Annotated in this window: 29 protein-coding genes; all 29 read right to left on the bottom strand. The window is 51.4% G+C overall.

Going from position 1 to position 25,746, the window contains the following annotated elements; translation table 11 throughout:
- Window positions 1–104: 104 nt before the first annotated feature.
- Window positions 105–1,253 (bottom strand): 1-deoxy-D-xylulose-5-phosphate reductoisomerase, encoded by a 1,149-nt coding sequence (locus tag JMF85_RS15345; RefSeq protein ID WP_054797004.1) that lies wholly within the window; start codon window positions 1,251–1,253, stop codon window positions 105–107.
- A gap of 25 nt (window positions 1,254–1,278) precedes the next feature.
- Window positions 1,279–2,067 carry a phosphatidate cytidylyltransferase gene (locus tag JMF85_RS15340; protein ID WP_201318464.1) on the bottom strand — a complete coding sequence of 263 codons (789 nt, stop codon included), beginning with the start codon at window positions 2,065–2,067 and terminating at the stop codon, window positions 1,279–1,281.
- A 20-nt stretch (window positions 2,068–2,087) separates the two neighbouring features.
- Window positions 2,088–2,855 carry an undecaprenyl pyrophosphate synthase gene (locus tag JMF85_RS15335; RefSeq protein WP_127604507.1) on the bottom strand — a complete coding sequence of 256 codons (768 nt, stop codon included), beginning with the start codon at window positions 2,853–2,855 and terminating at the stop codon, window positions 2,088–2,090.
- A gap of 65 nt (window positions 2,856–2,920) precedes the next feature.
- Window positions 2,921–3,478 carry a ribosome recycling factor gene (gene frr / locus JMF85_RS15330; RefSeq protein WP_127604509.1) on the bottom strand — a complete coding sequence of 186 codons (558 nt, stop codon included), beginning with the start codon at window positions 3,476–3,478 and terminating at the stop codon, window positions 2,921–2,923.
- A 3-nt stretch (window positions 3,479–3,481) separates the two neighbouring features.
- Entirely contained in the window at window positions 3,482–4,207 is a 726-nt protein-coding gene (pyrH, locus tag JMF85_RS15325; protein ID WP_054797002.1) for a UMP kinase, read from the bottom strand.
- Window positions 4,208–4,302: 95 nt separating this feature from the next.
- Window positions 4,303–4,953 (bottom strand): translation elongation factor Ts, encoded by a 651-nt coding sequence (tsf, locus tag JMF85_RS15320; RefSeq protein WP_127604511.1) that lies wholly within the window; start codon window positions 4,951–4,953, stop codon window positions 4,303–4,305.
- A gap of 95 nt (window positions 4,954–5,048) precedes the next feature.
- Window positions 5,049–5,747, bottom strand: a complete 699-nt coding sequence (gene rpsB / locus JMF85_RS15315; RefSeq protein ID WP_127604513.1) for a 30S ribosomal protein S2 — start codon at window positions 5,745–5,747, stop codon at window positions 5,049–5,051.
- A 260-nt stretch (window positions 5,748–6,007) separates the two neighbouring features.
- The gene (locus JMF85_RS15310) at window positions 6,008–6,511 is read right to left on the bottom strand and encodes a hypothetical protein (RefSeq protein ID WP_201318463.1); all 504 of its coding nucleotides are present in this window, start codon (window positions 6,509–6,511) and stop codon (window positions 6,008–6,010) included.
- Window positions 6,511–7,143, bottom strand: coding sequence for a hypothetical protein (locus JMF85_RS15305; protein ID WP_201318462.1), 633 nt, complete (start codon window positions 7,141–7,143; stop codon window positions 6,511–6,513). The genes JMF85_RS15310 and JMF85_RS15305 overlap by 1 nt, the downstream gene beginning before the upstream one ends.
- A 27-nt stretch (window positions 7,144–7,170) precedes the next feature.
- Window positions 7,171–7,497, bottom strand: a complete 327-nt coding sequence (locus JMF85_RS15300; RefSeq protein ID WP_201318461.1) for a hypothetical protein — start codon at window positions 7,495–7,497, stop codon at window positions 7,171–7,173.
- Between the two features lie 36 nt (window positions 7,498–7,533).
- Window positions 7,534–8,943, bottom strand: coding sequence for a flagellar assembly protein A (locus tag JMF85_RS15295; RefSeq protein WP_127604718.1), 1,410 nt, complete (start codon window positions 8,941–8,943; stop codon window positions 7,534–7,536).
- Between the two features lie 23 nt (window positions 8,944–8,966).
- Window positions 8,967–9,749, bottom strand: coding sequence for a FliA/WhiG family RNA polymerase sigma factor (locus JMF85_RS15290; protein WP_155614347.1), 783 nt, complete (start codon window positions 9,747–9,749; stop codon window positions 8,967–8,969).
- Window positions 9,750–9,766: 17 nt separating this feature from the next.
- Window positions 9,767–10,195 (bottom strand): hypothetical protein, encoded by a 429-nt coding sequence (locus JMF85_RS15285; protein ID WP_054796999.1) that lies wholly within the window; start codon window positions 10,193–10,195, stop codon window positions 9,767–9,769.
- Window positions 10,196–10,197: 2 nt separating this feature from the next.
- Window positions 10,198–10,692 (bottom strand): chemotaxis protein CheD, encoded by a 495-nt coding sequence (locus tag JMF85_RS15280; RefSeq protein ID WP_054797011.1) that lies wholly within the window; start codon window positions 10,690–10,692, stop codon window positions 10,198–10,200.
- The gene (locus JMF85_RS15275; protein ID WP_155614373.1) at window positions 10,689–11,276 is read right to left on the bottom strand and encodes a chemotaxis protein CheC; all 588 of its coding nucleotides are present in this window, start codon (window positions 11,274–11,276) and stop codon (window positions 10,689–10,691) included. The genes JMF85_RS15280 and JMF85_RS15275 overlap by 4 nt, the downstream gene beginning before the upstream one ends.
- A 38-nt stretch (window positions 11,277–11,314) precedes the next feature.
- Window positions 11,315–11,776 carry a chemotaxis protein CheW gene (locus JMF85_RS15270; RefSeq protein ID WP_054796998.1) on the bottom strand — a complete coding sequence of 154 codons (462 nt, stop codon included), beginning with the start codon at window positions 11,774–11,776 and terminating at the stop codon, window positions 11,315–11,317.
- A 49-nt stretch (window positions 11,777–11,825) separates the two neighbouring features.
- On the bottom strand, window positions 11,826–13,868 hold the full coding sequence (locus tag JMF85_RS15265) for a chemotaxis protein CheA (RefSeq protein WP_141333899.1): 2,043 nt from the start codon (window positions 13,866–13,868) through the stop codon (window positions 11,826–11,828).
- 40 nt (window positions 13,869–13,908) lie between these two features.
- Window positions 13,909–15,051, bottom strand: coding sequence for a protein-glutamate methylesterase/protein-glutamine glutaminase (locus tag JMF85_RS15260; RefSeq protein WP_127604525.1), 1,143 nt, complete (start codon window positions 15,049–15,051; stop codon window positions 13,909–13,911).
- Window positions 15,052–15,133: 82 nt separating this feature from the next.
- Entirely contained in the window at window positions 15,134–16,006 is an 873-nt protein-coding gene (locus JMF85_RS15255) for a MinD/ParA family protein (RefSeq protein ID WP_127604527.1), read from the bottom strand.
- Entirely contained in the window at window positions 15,999–17,348 is a 1,350-nt protein-coding gene (gene flhF / locus JMF85_RS15250; protein WP_155614349.1) for a flagellar biosynthesis GTPase FlhF, read from the bottom strand. The genes JMF85_RS15255 and flhF overlap by 8 nt, the downstream gene beginning before the upstream one ends.
- The gene (flhA, locus tag JMF85_RS15245) at window positions 17,345–19,378 is read right to left on the bottom strand and encodes a flagellar biosynthesis protein FlhA (protein ID WP_127604531.1); all 2,034 of its coding nucleotides are present in this window, start codon (window positions 19,376–19,378) and stop codon (window positions 17,345–17,347) included. Before flhA ends, flhF begins: the two co-directional genes overlap by 4 nt.
- A gap of 49 nt (window positions 19,379–19,427) precedes the next feature.
- The gene (gene flhB / locus JMF85_RS15240; protein ID WP_127604533.1) at window positions 19,428–20,525 is read right to left on the bottom strand and encodes a flagellar biosynthesis protein FlhB; all 1,098 of its coding nucleotides are present in this window, start codon (window positions 20,523–20,525) and stop codon (window positions 19,428–19,430) included.
- Between the two features lie 6 nt (window positions 20,526–20,531).
- Entirely contained in the window at window positions 20,532–21,311 is a 780-nt protein-coding gene (gene fliR, locus JMF85_RS15235) for a flagellar biosynthetic protein FliR (RefSeq protein WP_201318460.1), read from the bottom strand.
- A 10-nt stretch (window positions 21,312–21,321) separates the two neighbouring features.
- A complete protein-coding gene (gene fliQ, locus JMF85_RS15230; protein WP_054796996.1) occupies window positions 21,322–21,591 on the bottom strand; it encodes a flagellar biosynthesis protein FliQ in 270 nt (89 codons plus the stop codon).
- A gap of 27 nt (window positions 21,592–21,618) precedes the next feature.
- Complete coding sequence (gene fliP / locus JMF85_RS15225) at window positions 21,619–22,380, bottom strand: flagellar type III secretion system pore protein FliP (protein WP_127604537.1); 762 nt, start codon at window positions 22,378–22,380, stop codon at window positions 21,619–21,621.
- Complete coding sequence (locus JMF85_RS15220) at window positions 22,377–23,012, bottom strand: flagellar biosynthetic protein FliO (protein WP_236595864.1); 636 nt, start codon at window positions 23,010–23,012, stop codon at window positions 22,377–22,379. The genes fliP and JMF85_RS15220 overlap by 4 nt, the downstream gene beginning before the upstream one ends.
- A 35-nt stretch (window positions 23,013–23,047) precedes the next feature.
- Window positions 23,048–23,410 carry a response regulator gene (locus JMF85_RS15215; protein WP_127604539.1) on the bottom strand — a complete coding sequence of 121 codons (363 nt, stop codon included), beginning with the start codon at window positions 23,408–23,410 and terminating at the stop codon, window positions 23,048–23,050.
- 30 nt (window positions 23,411–23,440) lie between these two features.
- Complete coding sequence (gene fliY / locus JMF85_RS15210; RefSeq protein WP_141333897.1) at window positions 23,441–24,754, bottom strand: flagellar motor switch phosphatase FliY; 1,314 nt, start codon at window positions 24,752–24,754, stop codon at window positions 23,441–23,443.
- Window positions 24,744–25,742: a flagellar motor switch protein FliM gene (gene fliM, locus JMF85_RS15205; RefSeq protein WP_127604541.1), complete on the bottom strand. Its 999-nt coding sequence runs from the start codon at window positions 25,740–25,742 to the stop codon at window positions 24,744–24,746. Before fliM ends, fliY begins: the two co-directional genes overlap by 11 nt.
- Between the last annotated feature and the right edge of the window lie 4 nt (window positions 25,743–25,746).

Below are 25,746 nucleotides of genomic sequence, written 5' to 3'. Positions count from 1 at the left end.
CTTAGATTAACATTAATGACAAACGGAACACAAGCCGAGCCCTTGATATGAACATATTACCGGACGCGAACAAACATGCTTGCCAACCGTCCCGGGCAAGGACTTCAGCTTCGGCGGATTTGCGCCGCCGCCGACCGCGCCCAAGCGTCGCTCGCGACAATCGTATCCAGGTCAGGCCCGTCTATCGCCTCATGCTTCGCCATCACCTCGGCGATAATGCGCTCGATGGCGAGGAAGGAGATGTCCCCCTTCAAGAAACGTTCGACCGCGACCTCATTCGCCGCATTATATACCGTCGGCATCGTGCCGCCCTTTCGGCCGCTCTCAAATGCCATCGCCAAGCAAGGGTATCGGGCAAAGTCCATTTCCCGAAAATGCAGCTTGCCGATGTCGGCCAGCCTCAGACGCTTCGAAGGCGTTACCATCCGATTCGGATACGTTAAAGCGTATTGGATCGGCACCCGCATATCAGGCAAGCCCATCTGTGCAATAATGCTACAGTCGACGAACTCGACGAACGAATGAACGATACTTTCCGGATGGATCACCACCTCGATTTGGTCGTAGGATAACCCGAACAACCAATGCGCTTCGATCACCTCGAGCCCTTTGTTCACCATGGTTGCGGAGTCGATCGTAATCTTCGCGCCCATCGACCAATTCGGATGTTTAAGCGCATCCTCCACGGAAACCGAGGCCAGTTCTTCGCGTGTACGATCGCGAAACGATCCGCCTGACGCGGTCAGCGTAATGTTATGTATATGATCTTTATTCTCGCCGTTCAAGCACTGGAAAATTGCGGAATGCTCGCTGTCGATCGGCAACAGCGAAACCTGCTTCCGTTCCGCCAGCGCCGTTACCAAGTGCCCTGCGCTTACTAACGTTTCTTTGTTGGCCAGGCCAATGTGCTTGCCCGCTTCGATGGCCGCCAGCGTCGGCTTTAAGCCCTGACTGCCGACAAGCGCCGTCACGAGCAGCTCGGCGTCCGTCCCCGCAGCGACTTCGAGCAGCCCTTCTTCGCCATAGAACACTTCGGTTCCCGCCGGCACATCGATTCTCAGCCTCTCGGCCAAATCACGCGTCGCCACCGCTACCTTCTTCGGGCGAAAGCGCCTGACCTGCTCCCCGAGCAAGCCGATATTATAACCGCCGGCCAAGCCTTCGACTTCGTAAGCTTCCGGATCATGCGAGATGACATCCAGCGTCTGCGTGCCGATGGAGCCCGTCGATCCGAGAATGCTGATCTTTTTCACTGCGGCCTACCCCCAGCACTCATAATTAAACATGCGGAATTAAGGAAACCACATGCAGAAACGGGAAGACGATCAGCCAGCTGTCCGTCCGATCGAGCACCCCGCCGTGACCCGGCAAAATCATGCCGGAATCTTTAATTCCCTTCACCCGCTTGTAAGCCGACTGCACCAAATCGCCAACCTGCCCGACGACTGCGATAACGAGGCCGATCCATACAGCCTGCGCGTACCCGAGCAGATCCGGCCGGCACCAGGCGAAACCGATCGCCACGATGACGGATAATACCGTTCCGCCTATGGCGCCCTCGACCGACTTCTTCGGACTGATCGTAGGCCAGAGCGGCGTCTTCCCGATCATCGAACCGGTGAAGTAAGCGCCCGAATCCGTTGTCCAGATGCACAAAAATACGAGCAGCGTCAAAAACAGCCCGTGATCCGGAATGGTGCGGGTTTCGATCATATAATGAAAGCCGAGTCCGACGTATGCCATGCCGAGGAAAGCCGTCGCTACGTGATCGATCGTCGTTTTGTTCTTCGTGAACACGGTGGCGGCCAAGAACAGAAACAGGAACAACCATATGCCCTGCGCCGACGACATGAAGCCAAACTGCCACGGCAGCGTCAACACGACGACTCCGATGTAACCGATGACCTGGATCACCCGGTTTCGATTCAAGCCGTTCATTCTCAAAAATTCGTCATACCCGATCAGCGCGAGCGCAACAATGAGTCCGGCAAACCAGTAGCCGCCCAAGTACAACATGATGAAAAATCCGAGCCCCGCCACTAATCCAGTAACGATCCGCTGCTTCAAGTCGATTCCTCCAATTGCCGCTACAATCCGCCGTATCTCCGGGCTCGCCGCTGATATTCTTGTATCGCTTCATAAAAGTGCGGCTCGGTGAACTCCGGCCAGCACAAATCCGTAAACCACAGCTCCGAATACGCCAGCTGCCACAGCATGAAGTTGCTGATCCGCAGCTCCCCGCTCGTCCGGATAAGCAAATCGGGGTCCGGCAACGGATCGGTCAGCAAATATCGCGAGAACAGATGCTCATTGATTTCTGCCGGGTTCACTTTCCCGTCTTTTGCGTCTTGAGCAAGCCTCTGAATACCGGAAAGCATCTCTTTGCGACTCCCGTAATTTAAAGCAAAATTCAAGATAAGGCCCGTATTGTGTTTCGTTTTGTCGATCGCGTCCTGAACGGTTTTCAACGTATAGTCAGGCAACCCTTCAGGCCAGCCGGTCATACGTATTCGGACGTTGTTCGCAATCAGTTCTTCGATTTCTTTAGGAAAAAACTCCAGCGGCAATTTCATCAAGTACTCAACTTCTTCCTTCGGCCTCTTCCAATTTTCTGTGGAAAAAGCATACATCGTCAGCACTTTCACCCCGATATGATTCGCCGCCATCGTTATTTTTTTCACGTTTTTCATCCCCGAATGGTGACCCGCAACCCGCGGCAGCCCGCGTTTCTGCGCCCATCGGCCGTTGCCGTCCATGATGACGGCGACATGATTCGGTATATTATCGGAATCGAGCGCGCTTGCAGCCTCTTCCCCCTCCGACTTTCCTCCGAACCACTTTCTGAATGGTTTCATTGCCAATCCCCCGTCAGGAAAGACTAAAAGACTAAAAACCCCTCAATTAAGGGGGTCTTTACCCGTTACACTTCCATAATTTCTTTCTCTTTCGCCTGCAGCACTTTATCGACTTCACCGATAAATTTATCCGTAAACTTTTGAATATCTTCTTGATGGCGGCGGGACTCATCTTCCGAGAGGCCGGCCGACTTCTCAAGCTTCTTGATCTCGTCGTTCGCATCGCGGCGGACGTTGCGGATCGCAACTTTCGCTTCTTCCCCGAACTTGCGCGTCATTTTCACCAATTCCGCGCGGCGTTCTTCCGTTAGCGCCGGAATGATGATGCGAATGCTGCTGCCGTCGTTGGAAGGCGTCAAGCCAAGGTCGGATTTCATGATCGCTTTTTCGATCGCGGATACCGAGCTTTTATCCCAAGGTTGAATCATCAAGGTGCGGGAATCCGGTGTATTGATGTTCGCCAATTGGTTCACCGGCGTCATCGCCCCGTAATATTCCACCTGCACGCGGTCCAGAAGCGCTGGCGTCGCGCGGCCTGCCCGCAAGGTCAGAAGCTCTTTCTTCAAAGAACCGATAGCTTTTTCCATCCGGTCTTCAGCGTTTTTCTTAATGGATTGAGGCATGTTTTATACACTCCCTTTTACAATCGTGCCGATCTTCTCCCCAAGCACGACGCGCTTGATGTTGCCGCTCTCCGTAATGGAGAATACGATCAGCGGGATATTGTTGTCCATACACAAGGAAGATGCGGTGGAGTCCATGACGCCGAGGTTTTTGTTCAACACCTCGAGATAAGTCAGCGTTTCGAACTTTTGCGCGGTCGCATCCTTGAACGGATCGGCGGAGTATACGCCGTCGACTTTGTTCTTGGCCATCAGGATGACTTCCGCTTCGATTTCCGCCGCTCTTAGCGCCGCCGTCGTGTCTGTGGAGAAGAACGGATTGCCCGTACCTGCAGCGAAAATGACGACTCGGCCCTTTTCCAGATGGCGCATCGCTCTTCGGCGGATATACGGCTCCGCTACCTGCTGCATCGTAATCGAAGATTGCACGCGGGTAGGTACGCCGATCGTTTCGAGCGCGTCTTGAAGCGCCAGCGAATTCATGACGGTTGCAAGCATACCCATGTAGTCGGCTGTGGCCCGATCGATGCCCTTGGCGCTGCCTGCGATACCTCTCCAAATGTTGCCGCCGCCAACGACGATGGCGACTTCGACTTGAAGATCGACCACTTCTTTCACCTGTTGTGCAATGGAAGCGATGATGTCGGCTTCGATTCCGTATCCTTGCTGTCCGGCTAAAGCTTCTCCGCTTAATTTCAGTACGACTCTTTTAAATATCGGACGTTCCAAGCTGCATACCTCCGTTTCATCACTTACGCATTTCCTTCTCTATTTACAAAAGAGGGAACACATCGTGTTCCCGCCTTTGGAATTCCGTATAGGTCTTACAGTTTCACTTGGCTCATGACTTCTTCTGCGAAGTTTTCTTGTTTCTTCTCCAAGCCTTCGCCGAGCTCGTAACGAACAAAGCGGCGGATCGACAAGTTTTCGCCGATCGTAGCGATTTTCTCTTTCAACACTTCTTCAACCGTTTTGTCCGGATCTTTAATGAACGGCTGCTCCAGCAAGCAGTATTCTTCGTAGAATTTAGCAAGACGGCCTTCTACGATTTTCTCCACGATTTTCTCCGGTTTGCCTTCGTTCAAGGCTTGGTTCGTCAAGATTTCACGTTCTTTATCGAGCGCATCTTGAGGAACTTCGTCACGGCGAAGGTATTTCGGGTTCGAAGCAGCAATATGAAGAGCTACGTCGCGAACGAAAGTTTTGAACGTATCGTTCTTGGCAACGAAGTCGGTTTCGCTGTTGACTTCAACCAATACGCCAATTTTACCGCCAGCGTGGATGTAGGACTCAATCATACCTTCCGTCGCAATACGATCGGATTTTTTGGCTGCCGCGGCCAATCCTTTTTCACGCAAAATTTCGGAAGCTTTCGTCAAATCACCGTTTGCTTCTTCCAGCGCTTTCTTGCAATCGAGCATGCCCGCTCCTGTTTTCTCACGCAATTCTTTAACTGCTGCTGCACTTACTGCCATGGTAGGGCCTCCTTAGGTTTAGGGATATGTACCTTAAAAAAAGGGCGGTGAAAGGATTTTGCACCTTTAAACCACCCTTTTTTGTATTCGCCTGCTTAAGCTGTCGTTTGCTCGCCTTGATGCGCTTCGATCACAGCGTCGGCCATTTTGGCTGTCAGCAATTTCACGGCGCGGATCGCATCGTCGTTACCTGGAATGACGTAGTCGATTTCGTCCGGATCGCAGTTCGTGTCAACGATACCGACGATCGGGATACCGAGCTTACGAGCTTCGGCAACAGCAATGCGCTCTTTACGAGGATCGATGACGAACAATGCGCTCGGCAGACCCTTCATATGTTTGATACCGCCCAGGAATTTCTCCAGACGATCTTTTTCTTTGCGAAGAATAATAACTTCTTTCTTGGGAAGAACTTCGAACGTACCGTCGTTTTCCCATTTCTCCAACTCATGCAGACGGTTAATCCGTTGTTGGATGGTGGAGAAGTTCGTGAGCGTTCCGCCCAACCAACGTTGGTTGATGTAGAACATGCCGCTGCGTTCCGCTTCTTCTTTCACGGAATCTTGCGCTTGTTTTTTCGTGCCGACGAACAAGATTGTACCGTTCTCTTCGGCTACGGATTTGACGAAGTTGTACGCTTCCTCAACTTTTTTGACCGTTTTTTGCAGGTCGATAATATAAATGCCGTTTCTTTCGGTGAAGATGTAACGATCCATTTTCGGGTTCCAACGACGGGTTTGATGACCGAAGTGTACCCCAGCTTCAAGCAGCTGTTTCATGGAGATTACTGCCATCCTCACGCACCTCCTCAAAATTAGTTGTTTTGGTACCTCCGCGCGATATCATCTTCTCGGTGAAACTCCCAGATTATTGTCAGCCGCTGCAAACTTTGTCGCAGCCCGCTGCAACGCGGAAGCACGCTCACCGGAATTCATCGGCGTGTGGATTTTTACACCGAGAATTACTATACCATAAGTAACATGAGGTTGCAACTAGCGCCCCTTTTCGCCATAATCAAACAAAATCAGACCCCGGAACCCCGGAGTCTGTTCGGTTACTTCTCGGTCAAGCCGGTAATGACCTGTTCGAGCGTTTGCGGACCTTTAAATACGTGTACGCCAGTATTTATGCTGCCGGCAAGCCGACGTTTTCTCATTTCTTCCTCAAACGTCTTCTTATCGGCAATGACCCCGCTCTGATACAGCAAGTCCGAAACTTGCCAAAGCACAAGGCCGCTGGTTACGTTGATATAAACTTCTCGGACAGGTTCTACCGGTTTGGCCCTCTCTTTCTCCAGCTCTTCGTTCACGCGCTGCTGGACTAAGGCGTCAACCTGCGGCTGCAAATATACTTTAACATCCTTCTCATACACATTGAAATATACGGAGGCCTTTTCTTTGATTTGTTCCCGGGTCATCGTTTCCGCTGCCGGCTGCTGTAAGTCTTCTTTGGATAGCCCCTGGTTTGCGGCGGGAGAGAAACTCATCAGCTGGAGCAGCACGGAACCGGCGATCATCCCCGAGCCCAGTCCGTACAAGAGCGATTTTTTGTTGGACATCAGGGGCGCTCCTCCTGTTTCGCAAGCAGCAGGATCAAGCTGATCTCGCCTTTATTCATCCCGAGCTTCTTGGCGATGAAGTCCATCGACTTGCCGAGCTCGTACAACTCGAACAATTCGGCGTACCGCTGCTTGATATTCATTAATGCAACAGGTTCGTTCGGCTGCTCGCGCGTTGCCGCCGGCTCCTGATCCGCAACAGGGACAGCTTGAAGCGGCGATTCGGAACGGGCAGGATCCGCACTCGTTGACAAGGAGCCGGGCGCAGACGCCGGGGCAGGCTCTGCCTGAATCACGGGCGCAGACGGAGCCTGGTGCTTCTGAATTTGTTCGGCGACAAAACCGACCCGGTGAAGCTCGGATTGGAGCTGCTGATTATGCTTCTCAAGCGTTTCGACACGGGAAGCAAGCTTGGCGGCATGAACCTCGTAATCTTTTTTGGTTTCCGTAAAGAGCTGAATGATCGTTTTATTCTGCTCTTCCAGCTCGACGGCAAAGTGATCCATCGCGCTTTCCACATCTTTCATCGTGGTCGGAATTTCCGCGCTATGCTCGGCTTTTTTCGGCAAAAGCTTGGCGTAGACGATGATCACCAAGCCGAACAAGACGATATATACCCAAGGTTGGTTCAACGCGTTCACCTTTTTCACAGCTTAATGTCAAAGCGATAAATCGATATGATGCCCTTTAAACGGATGATCATGGCGGGAGATCGGCGCTTTCTCCGGTTCTTTGGCTTCGGCCGTTCGCTTCGGGGTTCCGGATGTCCCCCGCTTCGAATAACGTTCGCCGTTATCCTTGACGGATGCGCGGGCAGATTCCTCGGTTTTCGTGCTCTTATGGCGTTCCTCAACCACTTGCTTGGCCGCCGCTTCCGAAAGTGAAGCTTGGTCGGATAACGGTTTCTGGGTCAGCTGCTGCTGTTTGACTCCGACCTCTTCGTTCTTGTGCAATGCAAACTGCAATTCGACCGCCTTCAAACTCATTGAACTTCCCCTCCCGTAACAGGCTGTTGCCTTGCGTTATTGAATCGGAAGCATCGCAATATCGCCGTCCACCAATTGAAACTTTACGCGCTGGGAAGTGTCCTTGATGAATTTCGTGTAACGACCGAGGACGATTTTCGTACCGCTGTACACGCTCGAGATGACCTCGACCTTCGCCCGCTCCGAATCTTCAAGCGACTTCTCAATCTCCAGTGCACGTTCCTTCAATGAAGAGATCTCTTCCATAACCTGCTTCTTCGTATGGTTCAGCTTGATCCGCATCGCCACTTTATCCGGTCCGAGTTGTCCGGCCGCAGCCAATTGGTCGAGCAGCACGAGCGCTTTCTCCGTCTTGTCGAAATTCTCGATCAACGTCTTTAGATTCGTACGCAGCTGCTGCAGCTCGTTGCGCAGCTCCGGCAGCACGCCTACCTCGATGACGGTTGCCGTCGACATCGAGTTTCCGATCGTTCGCCCAATGACGCATTCGCCCGCTTGAATCATTCCTCCGACGATCAATCCTTTGGTTCCCTTGCAGGCGACCAGTTTACCGGCGCGAATTTGACAATGCATGATGCTTTGTCCCACGAGCACTTCTTCCCCGGCTTCGACCGTCGCATCCTGAATGAACGAGCATTTGACCCGTTTGCCTGCGCGAATGATCGCTTTATTGTGCCCCAGGATACCGACGGTGATCTCGATCGAGCCCCCCGCTTCGAGATCCGCGCCGTCGACATTACCGGTAATCCGTATATCGCCCGCGGCCTTGATCCGGAATCCCGGAAGCACGCTGCCGCGAATAACGACCGACCCGACAAAATCAATATTGCCGATATTATAGTCTACGTCGCCGTTCACTTCAAATATCGGGAAGACGTTGATTTTTTCGCGGTCCGTCTTCGTCACCATCCCATCGATAGCGGCGTAAAGGGCAAGCTGATCCGGATCGGAGACGACATTTTTCCCGGGCTTGAAGCGAGCTTCCTTCCCGTCCTTGGCGAATATGGTTTCCCCGGTGACCGCACGTCCATCCGTTCCTTTACCTGCCGGTATGCGTTCTGCGATCAACTGTCCTTTACGGACATTGTTGATGGCCGTCACTTCTTTATAGTCAACTTTGCCGTCTTCCATTTCCAGCGGACGCTTGGATTGACCGTCCAAATCGAACAATAAACGTATTTGACCGTCCTGTCCATGTGCCGGGGGTTGACCGGTTGCAATCGCGGTTTTCGTAAAGAAAAACGATTTCGGATCTCTCACGATCGCAAGGAGCTTGTCCTCGTCGATACCGTGCACGATATGATGCGATTTGATCAGTTCGTCCAGCTGTTCTTTAGTTACGGCAAATTTATCGTCGCAGTTCATAAACTGCAGGTAGGCGGTCAGTTTATCATCGGATAAGGTAAGGTCCAAATAATAACTTAACGGCATCGCCAGGTCGCCCATATTCATAACCCCGCTTTCGTAGCTTAGTCTTGAAATAGATGCGACTTATGCCGGCTTAACGAACCCCTTAAGCGCAAAATCGCCTTGGAATGCAGCTGTGAAATTCTGGAAGGGGATAAACTCATAACTTCAGCAATCTCGCTAAGTGAAAGTTCTTCGTAATAAAACAACGAGACGACGGTGCGTTCTTTTTCAGTAAGCCGTTCAATCGCTTGCGCGAGCGTATCTTTCAAGTACACTTCTTTTACTTTCGATTCCGGATTTTTTGCCTTTTCGTCAATCAATAACGAAAGACGGGTCTCCGCTTCTTCTTCGCGGATAGGATCGTCGATCGAACATACCGTGGTGACCGCAATATCTTGAACCATCTGTTGAAAATCGCCTTCGCTTACCTGCAAATAAGCGCTCATCTCCGCATCCGTGACGGAACGCAGGTATTGCTGCTCCAGCTTCTGGTAAGCTTCCTCGATTTTCTTCGCCTTCTCGCGTACGGAACGAGGAACCCAGTCCCCTTGCCGGAGTCCGTCGATCATCGCTCCGCGAATGCGCCATGAGGCGTACGTTTCGAACTGCAGTCCGCGTTCGTAGTCAAATTTCTCGATAGCGTCGATTAACCCCATCACCCCGTAACTGATGAGGTCGTCCCTGGATACGTTTTTGGGAAGTCCAATGGAAAGTCGGCCGGATACGTAGTCCACAAGCGGCAAATAGGTTTCGATCAGCGTTTGCTTGGCTACAGTATCGTGTTCTTCTCTCCACCTCTTCCACATCTCGATGTTCGCTAAATGAGATTTTTGCCCGATCATGACGCTCTTTCACCCCCTTATTCTTCAGTCATACGGCGAACCGCTTGAGCCAATTCCTCCGGCGTTTCGCTGAACTTGGTAGACAATTTGGGCGGGTTTAACGGAGAGAACGTTTCCTCTTCCGGCATAGGAGCGTCTACTTTCTTTTTCAGCATTTGATGAAGCTCCTCATCTTGATCCGGGGGGGTGACGGCATCGAAAACAGTTCCCTTCGTGCCGTCCGAATCCCCTTCGCCTAGCTCCGTTTTGTTCGAGTTCCATTGATTAAAGCCGGCAAAGGTGCCGAGCAGCCAACGACAACCAAAGACAAGTATAAAAAGGACAGCAAAGCTGTAGACGCTCCGAAGGAGCGTCGTCAACCAAATATTGTTCCCGACAGAAAACATAAAGGTGAATATAAAGGCAATAGCGCCGATGATAAAGTTCCACCGTATCGATCCAATCATGGTTACAGTTCCTTCACTCCGTGTTGTACGCTGCGGATGAGAAGAGTTCCCTTCTCGCAGTCGAATTCAATCGTCCTGCCGTAATTGGAGCCCGTATCTTCAGCCAGAAGCGGAATCTTGAAACGGGACAGCTGCTCCTTGCACGACTCCACATTACGCGGTCCGATGCGCATCGTATCGGACTGGCTGCCGAAAGCGAACATTTGTGCGCCTCCGGCCATTTTCGCTTCCATTCTGCGAATTTGTGCACCCAGCGCTTCCATTAACCGTATCAACTCCGGAATCGCCGTGTCCGCATACTTTGCAATATTAAGCTGGCCCTCTTTGGCTATATCCGAGTTAGGAAGCATGACGTGAGCCATACCGGCCACCTTGGCTTTCGCGTCATATAGCGTGATGCCGACGCACGAACCAAGGCCGGTCGTCTTCAGCACGCCGGTCTGGCGGGCAACGTTGAGATCAGCCATTCCGACTTTGATCAAATTGTCTTGGATCATGGAGTTTGCACTCCCAGAGCGATAAAAATTTTCTCAAACGATTCGGGATCGGGAATGAGAAAGAAATGCCCTTCCACTTCATCCTTCCCATTCAGAAACTTCGTATCGATCAAGAGCGCTTGATCTCCCATTTGACCGAATTGGAGAAGGCCGTAGCTCAAAATCGCTCCCGCCATATCGATGGCAAGAGAAGGAACCGTAGGCTGCATGTTCAGCCTCGTAAAGTCAGCCAACGACGATAAATAGGAACCCGCCAAGATGTTGCCGATCTCGCTTAGCGCGGAGATTTCCATCTCCGTATATCCCTCATCGCTGACAACTTCGATTCCTAACAAATTGCGCAGCAGTTTTTTGGCCGATTCCTGCTTAAGAATGAAGAACAAGTTGCCCGGCGTCTCGCCTTCTACTCGCAAGAAGATCGCAATGACAACCTGCTCCGCTCCGCCCACGCTATCCGCAATCTCTTCAAATGGAACCATCCGCACCTTCGGCACGAGCATGTCGACCGGCTTATCAAGCAGCTTCGATAATGCGGTGGCGGCATGTCCGGCGCCGATATTGCCTACTTCTTTGAGGACGTCCATTTGAAAATCGGCAAATGCGTTAAATGATTCCACAGGATCTACTCCTCTATGTTCTCCAATTGGACAATCTCGCTCTTATTGAGCACTTCTTTCAAATTCAGAAGCACGAGCAGCCGGTTATCGTCGATTTTTGCAATACCGTGCAAATATTTAGCTTTAATGCCGCCCACGATTTCAGGCGGATCAGCGATATGGTCGGTGTCCACATCGATGACATCGTTAGCGGAATCGACGATTAATCCAACTTCGATATCGTCCACCCCGACGATAATAATCCGCGTGTTCTCGGTGTATTCGCTCTCCGCGAAACCAAAACGGCCGCGCAAATCGATGACCGGGGTCACGACCCCACGCAGGTTGATGACTCCTTTTACGAAGTCAGGCGTTTTGGGAACGCGCGTCATCGGCTGCATCCGCTCGATGGTTTTTACTTTTTCAACTTCAACGCCGTATTCTTCATGCGCCAACGCGAAAACGATTACTTTCATTTCTTGTCCCATACCCTCGTCCTCCTCAAATTATCGTGCAGTAGATCAATCGCGGTTATCGTTATTTGATTAAAGCGTTCGTATCGATAATCAAGGCGACTTGCCCGTCGCCGAGAATCGTCGCACCGGAAACGGCGAACAGGTTGGTTAAGTATTTCCCCAGCGTTTTCAACACAATTTCCTGTTGGCCGATGAACTCGTTGACGACGAGTGCGGCCATCTTCTCCCCTTTGCGAATAACGACGATCTGGATATCCGCTTCCGATTCGTCTTCGCCCTGCGGGACGTCGAACAGCTTGGCTAACGGGATCAGCGGAATGACGCTATTCCGGTAGTCGACCATTTGATTGCCGTGTACGATTCGAACTTGCTCCGGGCGAATGGCGGCCGTTTCGACGATCGAAGAAAGCGGAATCGCGTATTTCTCACCGTGAAGACGAATCAACATCGCGGAAATAATAGACAGCGTCAGCGGCAGCTGTACGGACCATTTCGATCCTTTACCGAATTCCGAATCGACGTGCACTTCGCCGCCCAGACTTTCGATCTTCGTCTTCACGACATCCAAACCTACGCCACGGCCGGAAATGTCGGAGATTTTGTCTGCCGTGCTGAAGCCGGAAGCGAAAAGAAGCATATACACTTCCTTGTCCGTCATGCGCGCCGCTTGCTCTTGGGTGACGACGCCGTTCTGGATTGCTTTGCCAAGCACCTTGTCCCGGTTAATGCCGCGGCCGTTATCTTCGATTTCAATAAACACATGATTTCCGCTATGGTATGCGCGAAGATGGATGGTACCCGTCTCGGGTTTGCCCAAGGCGATACGCTCCGACGTCGGTTCCAGACCATGGTCGACGGCGTTGCGCAGCAAGTGTACAAGCGGGTCGCCTATCTCGTCCACAACCGTACGGTCGAGTTCGGTTTCCGCTCCCGTAATAATCAAATCTACTTTCTTGTCCAGCGTTTTGGCGACATCGCGAATCATCCGCGGGAACCGGTTGAACACGGTATCGACCGGAACCATCCTCAGTTTGAGCACGATGTTCTGCAGGTCGCTGCTGACGCGGGCCATATGCTCGACCGTTTCCGTTAATTCGTTTTTGCGAATTTCACTGGCCAGCTGCTCCAGCCGGACGCGATCGATCAACAGCTCGCTGAATAAATTCATCAAGAAGTCCAAACGTTCGATATCGACGCGAATCGTCCGGTTGGCGACCGGAGCTCCCGCCTGCGCAGCCGGCGGTTTTTTCACTTCGGCTTTAGGAGGTTCCGGCGTTACTACGGCTGCAGCGGCAGCAACTTCCTTTTGTGCCGCTCTCGCGGCCGGCAGCATGCGCTCAGCCAGCTTCTCTTGATTCAGCACGACCAATTCGACCTTATCGATTTCAGATACGCTGGAAATTTGTTTATGCAGCTGGTCATGATCGATCTGGGATATGTAGTACACCGCGAACGATTCGCCGAACTTCTCCTGCTCGATATCTTCGACCGAAGGGCTCGCTTTAATGACTTCCCCGTTCTGCTCGAGCACATTAAACACCATGTAAGCGCGGGCGGCTTTCAGCACGCAATCTTGACGAACGGTGACCTCGATCCAGAATACCGGAATCCCCGCTTCGATCGATTGCTGGACAATCGAGAGCTGGAATTCGTCGAGCTCCGCTTTGGTTTCGTCCTGCCCATCAGCAGGCTTGGCCGATCCCCCCGCAGCGCCTTTCAGGTAATCGCCGGAGACTATGGATTTCAAAGCCGCTACAATGTCCGAAACGTCGGCTTTACCGGTGCCGCCTTGAATAATGTCTTCGACCATCGTCTCGAGCGAATCGGTGCTTTTGAACAGGCAATCAAAGATGAATGAATCCATTTTCAACTTATGATTGCGCACAAGATCCAGCACGTTCTCCATCTCATGCGTCAGCGAGGCGATATCCTCGAAGCCCATGGTAGCAGACATTCCTTTTAACGTATGTGCGGAACGAAAAATGTTCTGGACAATGCTGATGTCTTCCGGATTGCTTTCCAGGCTGAGCATATGTTCGTTAATCGCTTGCAAGTGATCTCTGGACTCGTCAATAAACATCGAGAGATATTGATTCATTTCCATAACCGTACACCTCCATCAGGATCGTTTATATGTATAAGGACTAAGATAAGGCCGATAAACCGATTGCGGATATTAATTTGCCTGCAATTTCTTGCTGCTTCAGCACATGCATGACACCTTTAAGCTCGACCGCTGCTCGGGGCATACCGTAGACGATACAGGTTTCTTCCGATTCGGCAATCGTGGTTACAGCTCCCGATTCTTTCAGAGCCAGCATCCCTTTGGCGCCGTCCGATCCCATGCCGGTCATGATCACGATATGACGCTTCAACTCCTTGAGCGGAAGCAGCGATTCAAAAAGAACATCCACGGACGGTCGATGGCCGCTGCGCGGCTCTTCTTTGCTCAGATGGATGCGATAAGCGCCCGGCCCATTGCGGGCGACCGCCATGTGACTTCCGCCGGGAGCGATGTAAGCCGTGCCGTTCTCAAGAGGCATGCCTTCCTCCGCTTCGACCACCTTCAGACCGGATATCGAATTGAGCCGTTGAGCAAGCGATCTGGTAAAATTCGGCGGCATATGCTGCACGATCACGACCGGAGCCGCAAGCTCCGCCGGCAGCTCCGACAATACCTGATGAAGCGCACGCGGACCTCCGGTGGAAGTTCCGATCGCGACCAAGTGCCCGATGCCCGCTTGCGATCGGTCAACCGATCGCCTCTCAGCCTTTGGAGACGGATTCGATGGCGCTGCAGCCGCTGTCGTGCGGGCCTGCGGTATCGGCTTCAGCTCCGGTTGACGTGGAAGGATCGGGCGCTGCAGCCCAATCTTGTTCACATTCATTCTCACTGCGATATGAAGCTTCTCCAGCAGCTGGGTTTTTACCTTATGAAGATCGAGCGAAATTGAGCCCGACGGCTTGCCGACGAAGTCGACAGCCCCCCATTCCAGTGCCTTTATCGTCTCGGACGCCCCTTCTTGCGTCAAGCTGCTGAGCATAATGACCGCAACCGGGCTTTCCTTCATAATGACGCGAAGCGCCTCAAGTCCGTTCATCTCCGGCATTTCGATGTCCATCGTAACCGCATGAGGCTGTAGTTTCTTCACCTGCTCGACGGCTTCTTTCCCGTTCCTGGCCGTCCCGACTACCCGCAGCATCGGATCCTGCGAGATAAAATCCGAGATGATTTTTCTCATAAATATGGAATCATCGACCACTAACACATCAAACGGCTGCTGCATAGCTTCACTCCTCTACGTTGTCACTGAGCTAGAAGGTCAGAAGTTGTTCCTGTTCACCGGGCCAAATCAACATCCCTGCTCGCTATTGCTTCAGCAAACGAATCATTCGGCTCAGGAAACCTTTAACCGAACCCGCTTGATTGTCGGCCGGCAGCTGGTTCAACACAAAATCGTCGGTTAATTCGCCCAGCGACCTCGAAGCCGCGCCTTCCGGAAAAGCGATCGTAAAGGGGATTTGCTTTTTCACCGCTTTGGAAACCGAATTGTCATCCAACACGTATCCGATCGTCGGAATGTCCAAATCCATAAACTGCTTGGCTACCATTCTGATTTTATCCGCAGTTTGCCGCCCTTCCTTCCAATCCGTCACACGGTTGACGACCAACCGGAATTTCACGTCGTAACTCATCGAGTGAACCATTTTGATAATCGCATAAGCATCGGTAATGGAAGTAGGCTCCGGCGTTGTCACCACAATCGTTTCTTGTGCGGCGAGAATAAACTTCAACGTTTCTTTGGACAAGCCCGCCCCGGTATCAAAAATGATGAAATCGACATGTCCGTTCAACTGATTCACTTGTTCCGCGAAATAGTCAAGCTGCTCATCCGTTAGACGAATTAATTCGTTAAAGCCCGAGCCCCCGGCGATGAACTGTATATCATTCGGTCCTTTGTGGATGATATCCCAGACCGTTTTTTCCCGTTTCAACAAGTGGTACAAATTATATTTTGCAGAGATGCCCATCAGCACATCAATATTGGCGAGTCCGATATCCGCGTCGAAAATGAGCACCTTGAACCCTTTTTTCTGGAGCGATAGGGCAAAATTCAAGGTGAAATTCGATTTGCCTACCCCTCCCTTCCCGCTGGTTACGGTGATGATCCGGGTCGCCTTTTCCTGATCGGCGCCCTGATGTTTAATCAGATTCCGCAGCCCTTGGGCCTGATCACTCATGATTATCGTCCTCCAGAATCAGATCGATGATGAATTGTTCTTGCAGCACTCTAATATCGTCGGGGACACTTTGTCCGTTCGCGATATAGGAGATCTGGAGCCCGAATTCGCGAACCAAATTCAGGATTGCGCCGTAGGAGTCAGTTTCGTCCATCTTCGTAAACAACACCTTGTGCAGCTTGAATTTGCTGAAGTTGCTCGTAATGGCTTTCATGTCTTTATATTTGGTTGTCAAGCTGAGCACAAGGAACGTTTCGCTTTTTCCGCTTGATTTCAGCAGCGCATTTAATTCGGAAACGTACATTTCGTTGCGGAAATTGCGTCCGGCCGTATCCATGAAAATAAGATCGCAATCCTTCAAGTTGTCGAAAGCTTTAGTTAAATCCGAGGGCGAGAATACAACTTCAAGCGGTACGTTCAAGATCGTCGCGTACGTTTTCAATTGCTCGACGGCCGCAATGCGGTACGTGTCCGAAGTGATGAAACCGACTTTGCGGTGGTGCTTGAGCACCTGCTCGGCCGCCAACTTGGCAATCGTCGTCGTTTTGCCGACTCCGGTAGGGCCGACAAAATGCGCAATGCGCGTATCGGCCGCTATGGACTTGCTGCCTTCCATTCTCAGCATCGCGAGCAGTTGGCGCTGCAGCGACTGCTTCACGAACGTCTCTGACAATTCAGCCGCCGAGATTACTGCATCTTCCAGCACCTGGGCAATCAGTTCCTGAACAAGATGAGGTTCCACCTCTTGTTCAAGCAGACGCTGCTCGAACCGCTGAACCGCGGGATTCAGTTGTTCGGCACTTCCATGCTGCTGTGAGAGTCTGCGCATCATTTCTTTCATCTGCTTTAATTCTTCCAGGAGCATGTCTTCCTTCGCTTTCACCGGAGCTGCCGCTTGAATGCGCTGAACCGGCATGAGCGGCGCGGGCGCCGCCGTTTGAACCGGTACGAATGATGCCGCCGATTCCGGCGGAAGCACGTCCGGCACTTCGGGAAAAGCAAGAACCGGCTGTTTCTCTTCCCGCAGCGTCTGCGCCCCGTAAGCAGCGGCTACGGTCTTTTTGGCAGACTGAGCGAAAGGCGGAGCCGCAAAGGGAGCTGTCGACTTTGCAGCAACAACGGCAGCCTCGCCCGCGGGCGTCCTGGCTCCTGCGGCGGAACCGCCGGGGGAAGCGGTATCCATCGCTGCAATGACCTCAATTTTTTTCTTAGAGAACATCCCCAGAAATCCGCCGGTACGAATTTCTTTGGTGTTGATGATCACTGCGTCATGGCCTAAGTCGATTCTAATCTTTTGCAGCGCATCCGGCATTGAATCCACTACGTACCGTTTCACTCTCATAGATTAACTACCCCCATGCTCTGGATTTCCACGTTAGGCTCCAACTCGCTGTAAGACAATACCGGAATATCCTGCATCGTGCGCTCAAGCAGCTGGCGCAGGTACATGCGGATCGTCGGCGATGTCAGTACGATCGGCTGCTGCCCGGATTGGATCAGTTTGGTCACCTGATCGCTAAGCCGTTGATAGATCACTTGCGTAGAAGTCGGATCGAGTGCCAGGTAGCTGCCTTGATCGGATTGCTGCACCGATTCGGCTATCTTTTTCTCCAGATTCGGGCCTACGGTGATCACCTTTAACGAGTCGCCGATCGACGTGAATTGCTGGGTGATTTGCCGGGATAACGCTTGCCGCACGTATTCGGTCAAAATATCGGGGTCCTTCGTATAGGTGCCGTAATCCGCTAAAGTCTCTAATATCGTAACGAGATCCCGGATCGAAATTTTTTCACGCAGCAGCTTCACCAGTACTTTTTGAACGTCTCCTAAGGAAAGAACATTCGGGATGAGCTCGTCCACCAGTGCCGGGAAGCTTTCCTTGACATTCTCGATAAGTGCTTTCGTTTCTTGCCGTCCGAGAAGTTCGTGAGCATGCTTCTTGATGATTTCCGTTAAATGCGTCGCGACCACCGACGGCGGATCGACCACCGTGTACCCGGAAAGCTCTGCGCGTTCTTTGGTTTGTTCGTCGATCCAGAGTGCCGGAAGACCGAAAGCCGGCTCAAGCGTATCGATCCCGGCAATCGAATCGTCATCGATGCCCGGGCTCATCGCCAAGTAATGACCGAGCAGTAAATCGCCGCGAGCGACGATATTGCCCTTGATTTTGATGATGTATTCATTCGGCCTCAGCTGAATATTATCGCGAATCCGAATAACAGGAACGACGACCCCGAGCTCCAGTGCGCACTGACGGCGAATGAGAATGATCCTGTCTAACAGATCGCCGCCCTGCTGCGTGTCCGCAAGCGGGATAAGGCCATACCCGAATTCGAATTCAATCGGGTCCACATTGAGCAGCCCAATAACGCTCTCCGGACTTCGCACTTCTTCAATTTGCTGCTCTTCCTCGAGCTGCACCTCCTCCGCTTGCTTGCGGTTCACGATTTGCTGCATCCGATAAGCGGCAAAGGCAAGCAGACCCGCAATCGGAAACGTCGTCCAGAAATGGATCGGGGTAAAGAGGCCAAGCGCCGTCACCGTACCTGCCGCGATATAGAGCAGCTTCGGGTAGGAGAAAATTTGCGTTGTCAGGTCATGCGCCAGATTGCCGTCGGACGCAGCCCGGGTAACGATAATACCTGCAGCCGTCGAAATAAGCAGCGCCGGAATTTGGCTCACCAAGCCGTCGCCAATCGTCATAATCGAATATTTTTCGCCTGCTTCGGCGAAAGACATTCCTTTCATGGCGACCCCGATGATCAAACCGCCAATGATATTGATGATCAGCATGATGATGCCCGCGATCGCATCCCCTTTGACGAACTTGCTCGCCCCGTCCATCGCACCGTAAAAGTCTGCTTCGCGTGAAATTTTCTCACGGCGTTCCTTCGCTTGATGTTCGTTGATCATGCCGGCGTTCAAATCGGCGTCGATACTCATTTGTTTGCCGGGCATCGCATCCAATGTAAACCGTGCCGCAACTTCGGCAACGCGCTCGGAACCTTTGGTAATGACGATAAACTGTACGAGTACGAGAATGATAAAGACGACGAAGCCGACAACCAGGTTGCCTGCCGCGACGAATGAACCAAAGGTTTCGACCACATTACCGGCATCGGCGTGTGCCAGGATGTTCCTGGTGGTGGAGACGTTTAGGGCGAGCCTGAACAGGGTTGTAATGAGAAGGAGCGAAGGAAAGATTGAAAATTGCAGCGCATCGGTCGTATTCATCCCGACCAGAATAATCATAAGCGCCAGCGTAATATTCAGGATCAACAAAAAGTCCAACAACCAAATCGGGAGCGGAACGACCATCATGAGAATGATGCCGATGATGCCGATCAATACGACAAGGTCTCTAATTTTCAAAGCCGGTGCCCCCTCTACTTAGTTTTCGTTCGCTATCTTCAGGCCAAGATCACAATGCCTTGCCTTTAAGTTTGTATACATAGGCTAATACTTCGGCCACGGCTTGGAACATGTCGGCGGGAATCGCTTCTCCGATTTCCACCTGAGCGTACAAAGCCCGGGCGAGCGGTTTATTTTCGATCGTAGCGACGCCATGGTCTTTGGCGACTTGTCTGATCTTGAGAGCGACGAAGTCGGTCCCTTTGGCAATGACGGTCGGAGCCTGCATCTTCGAACCGTCGTACTGGAGAGCCACGGCAAAGTGGGTAGGGTTCGTAATGATAACGTCGGCCTTGGGCACGTCCTGCATCATACGCTGCATCGCCATACGGCGCTGTTTCTCCCGAATTTTCCCTTTGATCAGCGGATCCCCTTCCGACTTCTTATACTCGTCTTTAATGTCCTGTTTGGACATTCTCAAATTCTTCTCATGCTCATATTTCTGATACAAAAAATCGAAAATGGCCAGTATGATCAAAATGCCTCCGATTTTCACGCCAAGGTTCAACACGAGCGAAGAAGTAAAAGTCAGAATCTCCTGAAGAGGGAGATGCGCTAGCTGCATAATGTGCGCTTTCTCGCCCCATAAGACCGAATACACGACATAACCGATAATGCTCATTTTCAACATGGACTTCAGAAACTCAACGACCGACCTCATCGAAAACATTCGTTTCGCGCCTTCAAGAGGGTTCATTTTGCTGAATTTCATCATCAGCGGATCGCCCGTGAGGAGGAAGCCGAATTGCAAATAGTTGCCGAGCACGGCTATGACGACCGCGATTACGAAAATCGGGCTTAATATCAGCAGCATCTGCAGCGCCAGCTGCTCGTATAACACCATCATATTGGGCGATGTGAGGTCGACCAGCAGGAAGTCCGTATAGATCGATCGGAAAACGCCGACCAGATGTCCTTTCATGAACCCGCCGAACAAGTAAAACGCCAGGAAGGAAAAAAACAAGATAAAGGCAGCGGGCAGTTCCATACTTTTGGCCACTTGTCCTTGTTTTCTTGCATCTTGTTTCTTCTTGGGCGTCGCGTCTTCCGTCTTTTCCCCGGCAAACAGCTGCAGGTCGAGTTGTAAACGAAGTGCCGCCACGTCCATCCCCCCTTAGGTTTGAAACAATCCGAAGTAGCTCTTGATCGATTCCATCATTTTGGCGAAAATATTGCTGAACAGAGACTCGTAACCAGGAAATAATAAAACCAACATAATAAGGCCGAGCAACAGCTTGACCGGAAGCCCGATCACAAAAATATTGAATTGCGGCGCGACCCTCGCCAGAAGCCCGAGACCGACGTCCGTCAAAAACATCGCAACGATAAGCGGTGCGGCCATTTGGAAACTTAACGCAAATACGCTTGAGAATGACTTCACCATAAAGTCTGAAATTTGTCCGCCATAAAACTTAGTGAACGTCTCGTTGTTTAACGGGATCCATTCATAGCTTCGCATGATGGCTTCGAGCAAATAATGATGACCGTTTAGCGACAGAAACAGCATCGAGGCGACCATAAATTTCAGGTTGCCGATCACCGGGCTTTGCGTTCCCGTCATCGGATCGATGACGTTCGCAATACCGAACCCGATTTGAATGTCAATGAACGATCCTGCAATTTGCACGATTGTGAAAAACATATAGGCGACAAAGCCCAAGCATAAGCCGACCAATATTTCCCGTATAATCAGCAGCACGTACATCGAATCCATAGCAACCGGCGATTGGGTGCCGGCCCCGACAAAAGCGATAAACGCTACGAAAACCGAGATCCCGATTTTAAACTGCGCAGGCACATTTCGACCCGAAAAAATAGGCGCGACCACAAAAAACGAAGTAATTCGACAAAAAAACAGCAGAAATCCAGGGAGATACTGTACGAACCAAGCCATCTACATGTACCTACCCGACGAATTTGTAAAGATTGTTCATAAGATTATAAGTAAAATCGACGAGCGTATTTAGAATCCAGGGTCCGAAAATCAGAATCGAGACGAGCACCATCACGATTTTCGGCACAAAAGCCAGCGTAGCCTCTTGAATTTGAGTCGTTGCCTGAAAAACGCTGATAATCAAGCCGATGACAAGAGCGACCACCATCATCGGAGCGCTGGCCTTTAACGTTGTATAAACCGCTTCGCCGGCCAACCCGATAATAAACTCCGAGCTCAAAGCAAGTCCCTCCTTTTCGGGTCTCGATTACGAATTGAAACTGAGCAGCAGTGAGCGCACGACCAAATACCAACCGTCAACCAGGATGAACAGCAGTATTTTAAAAGGCAGCGATATCATGACCGGGGGAAGCATCATCATCCCCATCGCCATCAAGGTGCTCGCGACAACCATATCGATGACTAGAAACGGAATGAATACCATAAAGCCCATTTGAAACGCCGTCTTCAGCTCACTAATCGCATAGGCCGGAACGAGCGCGGTCAGCGGCGTATCTTCCACGCCGCTCGGAGGCGCGGCTTTGGTATAGTCGAGAAACAGCTTCAAATCTTTCTGGCGCGTATGCTGAAACATAAATTGCTTCATCGTAATCGACGCTTTATCCAATGCGGCGGTTTGCGTAATTTCCCCCTTCATATAAGGCTGGAAAGCCGTCTCGTTTATTTCACCTAACGTCGGCGCCATAATAAAGAAGGTTAGAAACATCGCCAATCCGATCAGTACTTGATTCGGCGGCATTTGCATCGTACCCAGGGACGTTCGGACGAAACCGAGCACAATGATAATCCGGGTGAAACTTGTCATCATGACGAGGATGGCAGGCGCAAGACTAAGAATCGTAATCAGGAGTATGATCGTAACGGTACCCGACGCATTGTCCGGACTGTTCGCTGTCCCGATATCGATATTAATACCCGGAATCGGATCCGCCGCGAACGCTTGGCCGGAAACCGAGCAGAGCATTCCGGCAAGCAGAAGCAGCGGTAATAATTTGATGAGCTTTTTCATGGTTTATCATTCAACCGATCTGAATTATTGTCTTGCTGGAGCAGCTCCTCCATCATCTTCTTACGGTCCGTCATCTTGGTCTGGAACACGTGCTGGAACGAGGTTGCTTCAATGTCAAGCTCTTCCTCCACCTCTGGCTTCTGTCTCAGCTTTTTCAGCCAGCCGCCAAACGATTCGAACGCCGGCGCCGTCATAGCCGGACCCGCAGTCATCATGTCGCGAATGAGCGCGACCTCCGCTTCGTCTTCAATCTTCTCGAGCAGTTGGATGTTCTCGCCAACCCCCACGATATAGAGCGACTTCCCGATCTCAACGACTTGGATCGATTTGTTTTGTCCGAGAGGCAAACCGCCAAGCGACCGAATGGATCTTCCTGTGAAGTACTTATTTTTTTGAGCAATGATCTTCATAATCACAAAGAAGATGACGATAATGAGAATAAGAAAAAAAATGACTTTGACAATCATCCCGAGCGTGTCTCCGGCTGAATAGATGTTGTCCGGTGAGTCAAAAGGACTCGAACCGGGCGCATCGGTCCCCGTTTCCCCGAAACAAACAGCAGCTAACCACGCCGCTGTTTGCATCCATAGAACGAGAACGGCTAGCAACGTCTTGGTTGCGAGTCTCTTCAAGTGCTCACATTCCCTTCAATTCGTGAAGTTTCGGGTTACCCCAACGTTTTCTTAATGGCTTCGATAACGCGATCCGCTTGAAACGGCTTCACGATAAAGTCCTTGGCACCGGCTTGAATCGCATCGATAACCATCGCCTGCTGCCCCATCGCGGAACACATGATGACCTTGGCGTTGGCATCGATTTTTTTAATTTCTTTCAACGCTTGGATACCGTCCATCTCAGGCATCGTAATGTCCATCGTGATTAGATCGGGACGCAGCTCTTTGTATTTCTCGATCGCTTGTGCGCCATCGTTCGCTTCACCGCAAACCTCGTAACCGTTTTTGGACAAAATATCGCGGATCATCATTCTCATAAATGCTGCATCGTCTACAATCAGAATTCGGTTTGCCATGGGTATACAGTCCTCCTAGAGCGCTATGGTTTAGTATTGTTGCAGTTTTTGAATCCGGTCCCACTGATTTACGATATCCGTGACACGAACACCGAAATTTTCATCGATAACGACGACTTCGCCTTTTGCAATAAGCTTGTTATTGACGAGAATATCAACCGGCTCTCCTGCGAGTTTATCAAGTTCGATAATCGACCCTTGCGAAAGCTCCAAAATGTCCTTGATCACCTTATGCGTGCGACCGAGTTCCACCGTTACTTTCAATGGGATGTCCAAGAGCAAGTTCAAGTTCGTATCTTCGGCAGGCGACAGCTGCGGCGGCGTGAAATTCGAGAACTGCGCAGGCTGAACATTGACGTTACGCCCTGTCGGCATCCCGTAAGCGGCAGGCTGCGGCGCATAGCCCGGCGGCTGCATCATCGGGGGCTGTTGATACATCGGCGCTTGCTGGTACATCGGCTGCTGCATCGGCGGTTCTTGATACATCGGCGCTTGCTGGTACATCGGTTGCTGAACCTGCGGCTGCTGGTATGCATCATTCGAAGGCGCCGCAGGAGGCGGCGTAAGCGTGTCCTGCGCCATCGAGCCCGGAGCAGGCGGAGCAGGCGGAGCCGACGGCGGCGGAGCGGCCGTTTCCTGCATGTCTCCGCCGCCCATCAGGGTGGAGACCATCTCCCGCGCGAACGCGACGGGCAGCAGTTGCATGATCGTGGAGTCGATCAAGTCGCCAATCGTCAAGCGGAATGAAACCTTGATAAAGACGTCTACTTGCGGAATCGATGAAGGTTCGCCGCCCTCTGCCAAATCCAAGATATCGATCCCCGGCGGCGAAATGTTGACGAATCGGTTAAATATCGTCGACATTGAAGTAGCGGATGACCCCATCATTTGGTTCATCGCTTCTTGTACGGCACTGATATGAATTTCAGACAATTCCATATTTTGCCCCGTACCGTCTCCGCCCATCATCAAATCGGCAATCACTTGCGCATCGCGCGTCTTGATGACCAACAGGTTGATGCCGTCAAATCCGTCGACATAGTTAACGTGGACAGCGACATGCGGCTTAGGAAACTCTTCGACCAAGTCGGCTCGGGCAATCACAGAAACTTTTGGCGTGGTGATATCGACTTTCTTACCGAGCAAGGTCGATAAGGCTGTCGCGGCGCTGCCGAATGTGATATTGCCGATCTCGCCTAAAGCATCTTGTTCCAGCGACGATAAGTAGTCTTCTACTCTTGGACTCGAGCCGCTCGAAAAACCACCGCTTGACTCGCTTTCGGAAGACTGTCTCAGCAAGGCGTCGATCTCTTCTTGAGACAAATAATCCTTATTATTCGTCATTCTCTTCTACTCCTTCACTGACAATCTCACTGATTTGTATAGCCAGCTTACCGCGGGTCGTACCCGGACTGCCATAAAACTTCAACCTTTCCCCTATCCGTATATGCAGCGGCTCATTTACCGATTTGTTCAACGTAATGACGTCGCCTGCATTTAGGCTGAGAAACTCGCGTACGGATATTTGGGAAGCGCCCAGCTCTGCGATAATCGGCAGCTTTGCCTTATGAAGCCGATTCTGCAAAGCCGTCTGCTCTTCCGGGGCACTCGTCTTCTTCTGGGACACAAACCAGTGATGAACCGACAATCTCGGCATAATCGGCTCAATGACGACGTGTGGAATACATAAGTTGATCATCCCCGTCGTATCCCCGATCTTGGTGCTTAACGAAATTAAGGCAATCGTTTCGTTAGGCGAGACGATCTGCATAAATTGCGGATTTGTCTCCAAAGCTTCCAGCCTTGGGGACAAATCAATGACCGTCTTCCACGCTTCCTGCAAACTTTCAAACGCTCTGCTGAAAATCCGCTCCATGACGATCGTTTCGATCTCGGTTAAAGCGTTAATTTTGGTTGGCGAGGTACCCGATCCTCCCAGCAAACGATCGAGCATGGCAAAAGCCACGTTCGGATGCACCTCGAGCACCATTCTTCCTTCCAGAGGCTCCGCTTCGAAAATGTTCAGGATGGTCATTTTTGGAATGGACCGTATGAATTCATCATAAGGCAGCTGCTCGACCTGGACAACATTTATTTGTACAAAGGTCCGGAGCTGTGCGGAAAAATAAGTCGTTAAATAACGGGCAAAGTTTTCGTGAATTCGAGTTAAGCTGCGAATGTGGTCCTTGGAAAACCGCACTGCGCGTTTGAAATCATAGGCTCGAACTTTTTTCTGAGTTTCTTCCTTTTTAAGTTCTTCCGCATCCATTTCACCGGATGAGAGCGCCGCTAGCAGGGCGTCTATCTCATTCTGCGAAAGCACATCTACCATCTGC

The organism is Paenibacillus sp. EPM92 (assembly GCF_016586185.1).
Taxonomy (GTDB): domain Bacteria; phylum Bacillota; class Bacilli; order Paenibacillales; family NBRC-103111; genus Paenibacillus_G; species Paenibacillus_G validus.
Note: the sequence above shows the minus strand (reverse complement) of the source record. Positions and strands in the feature narration are given on the sequence as shown.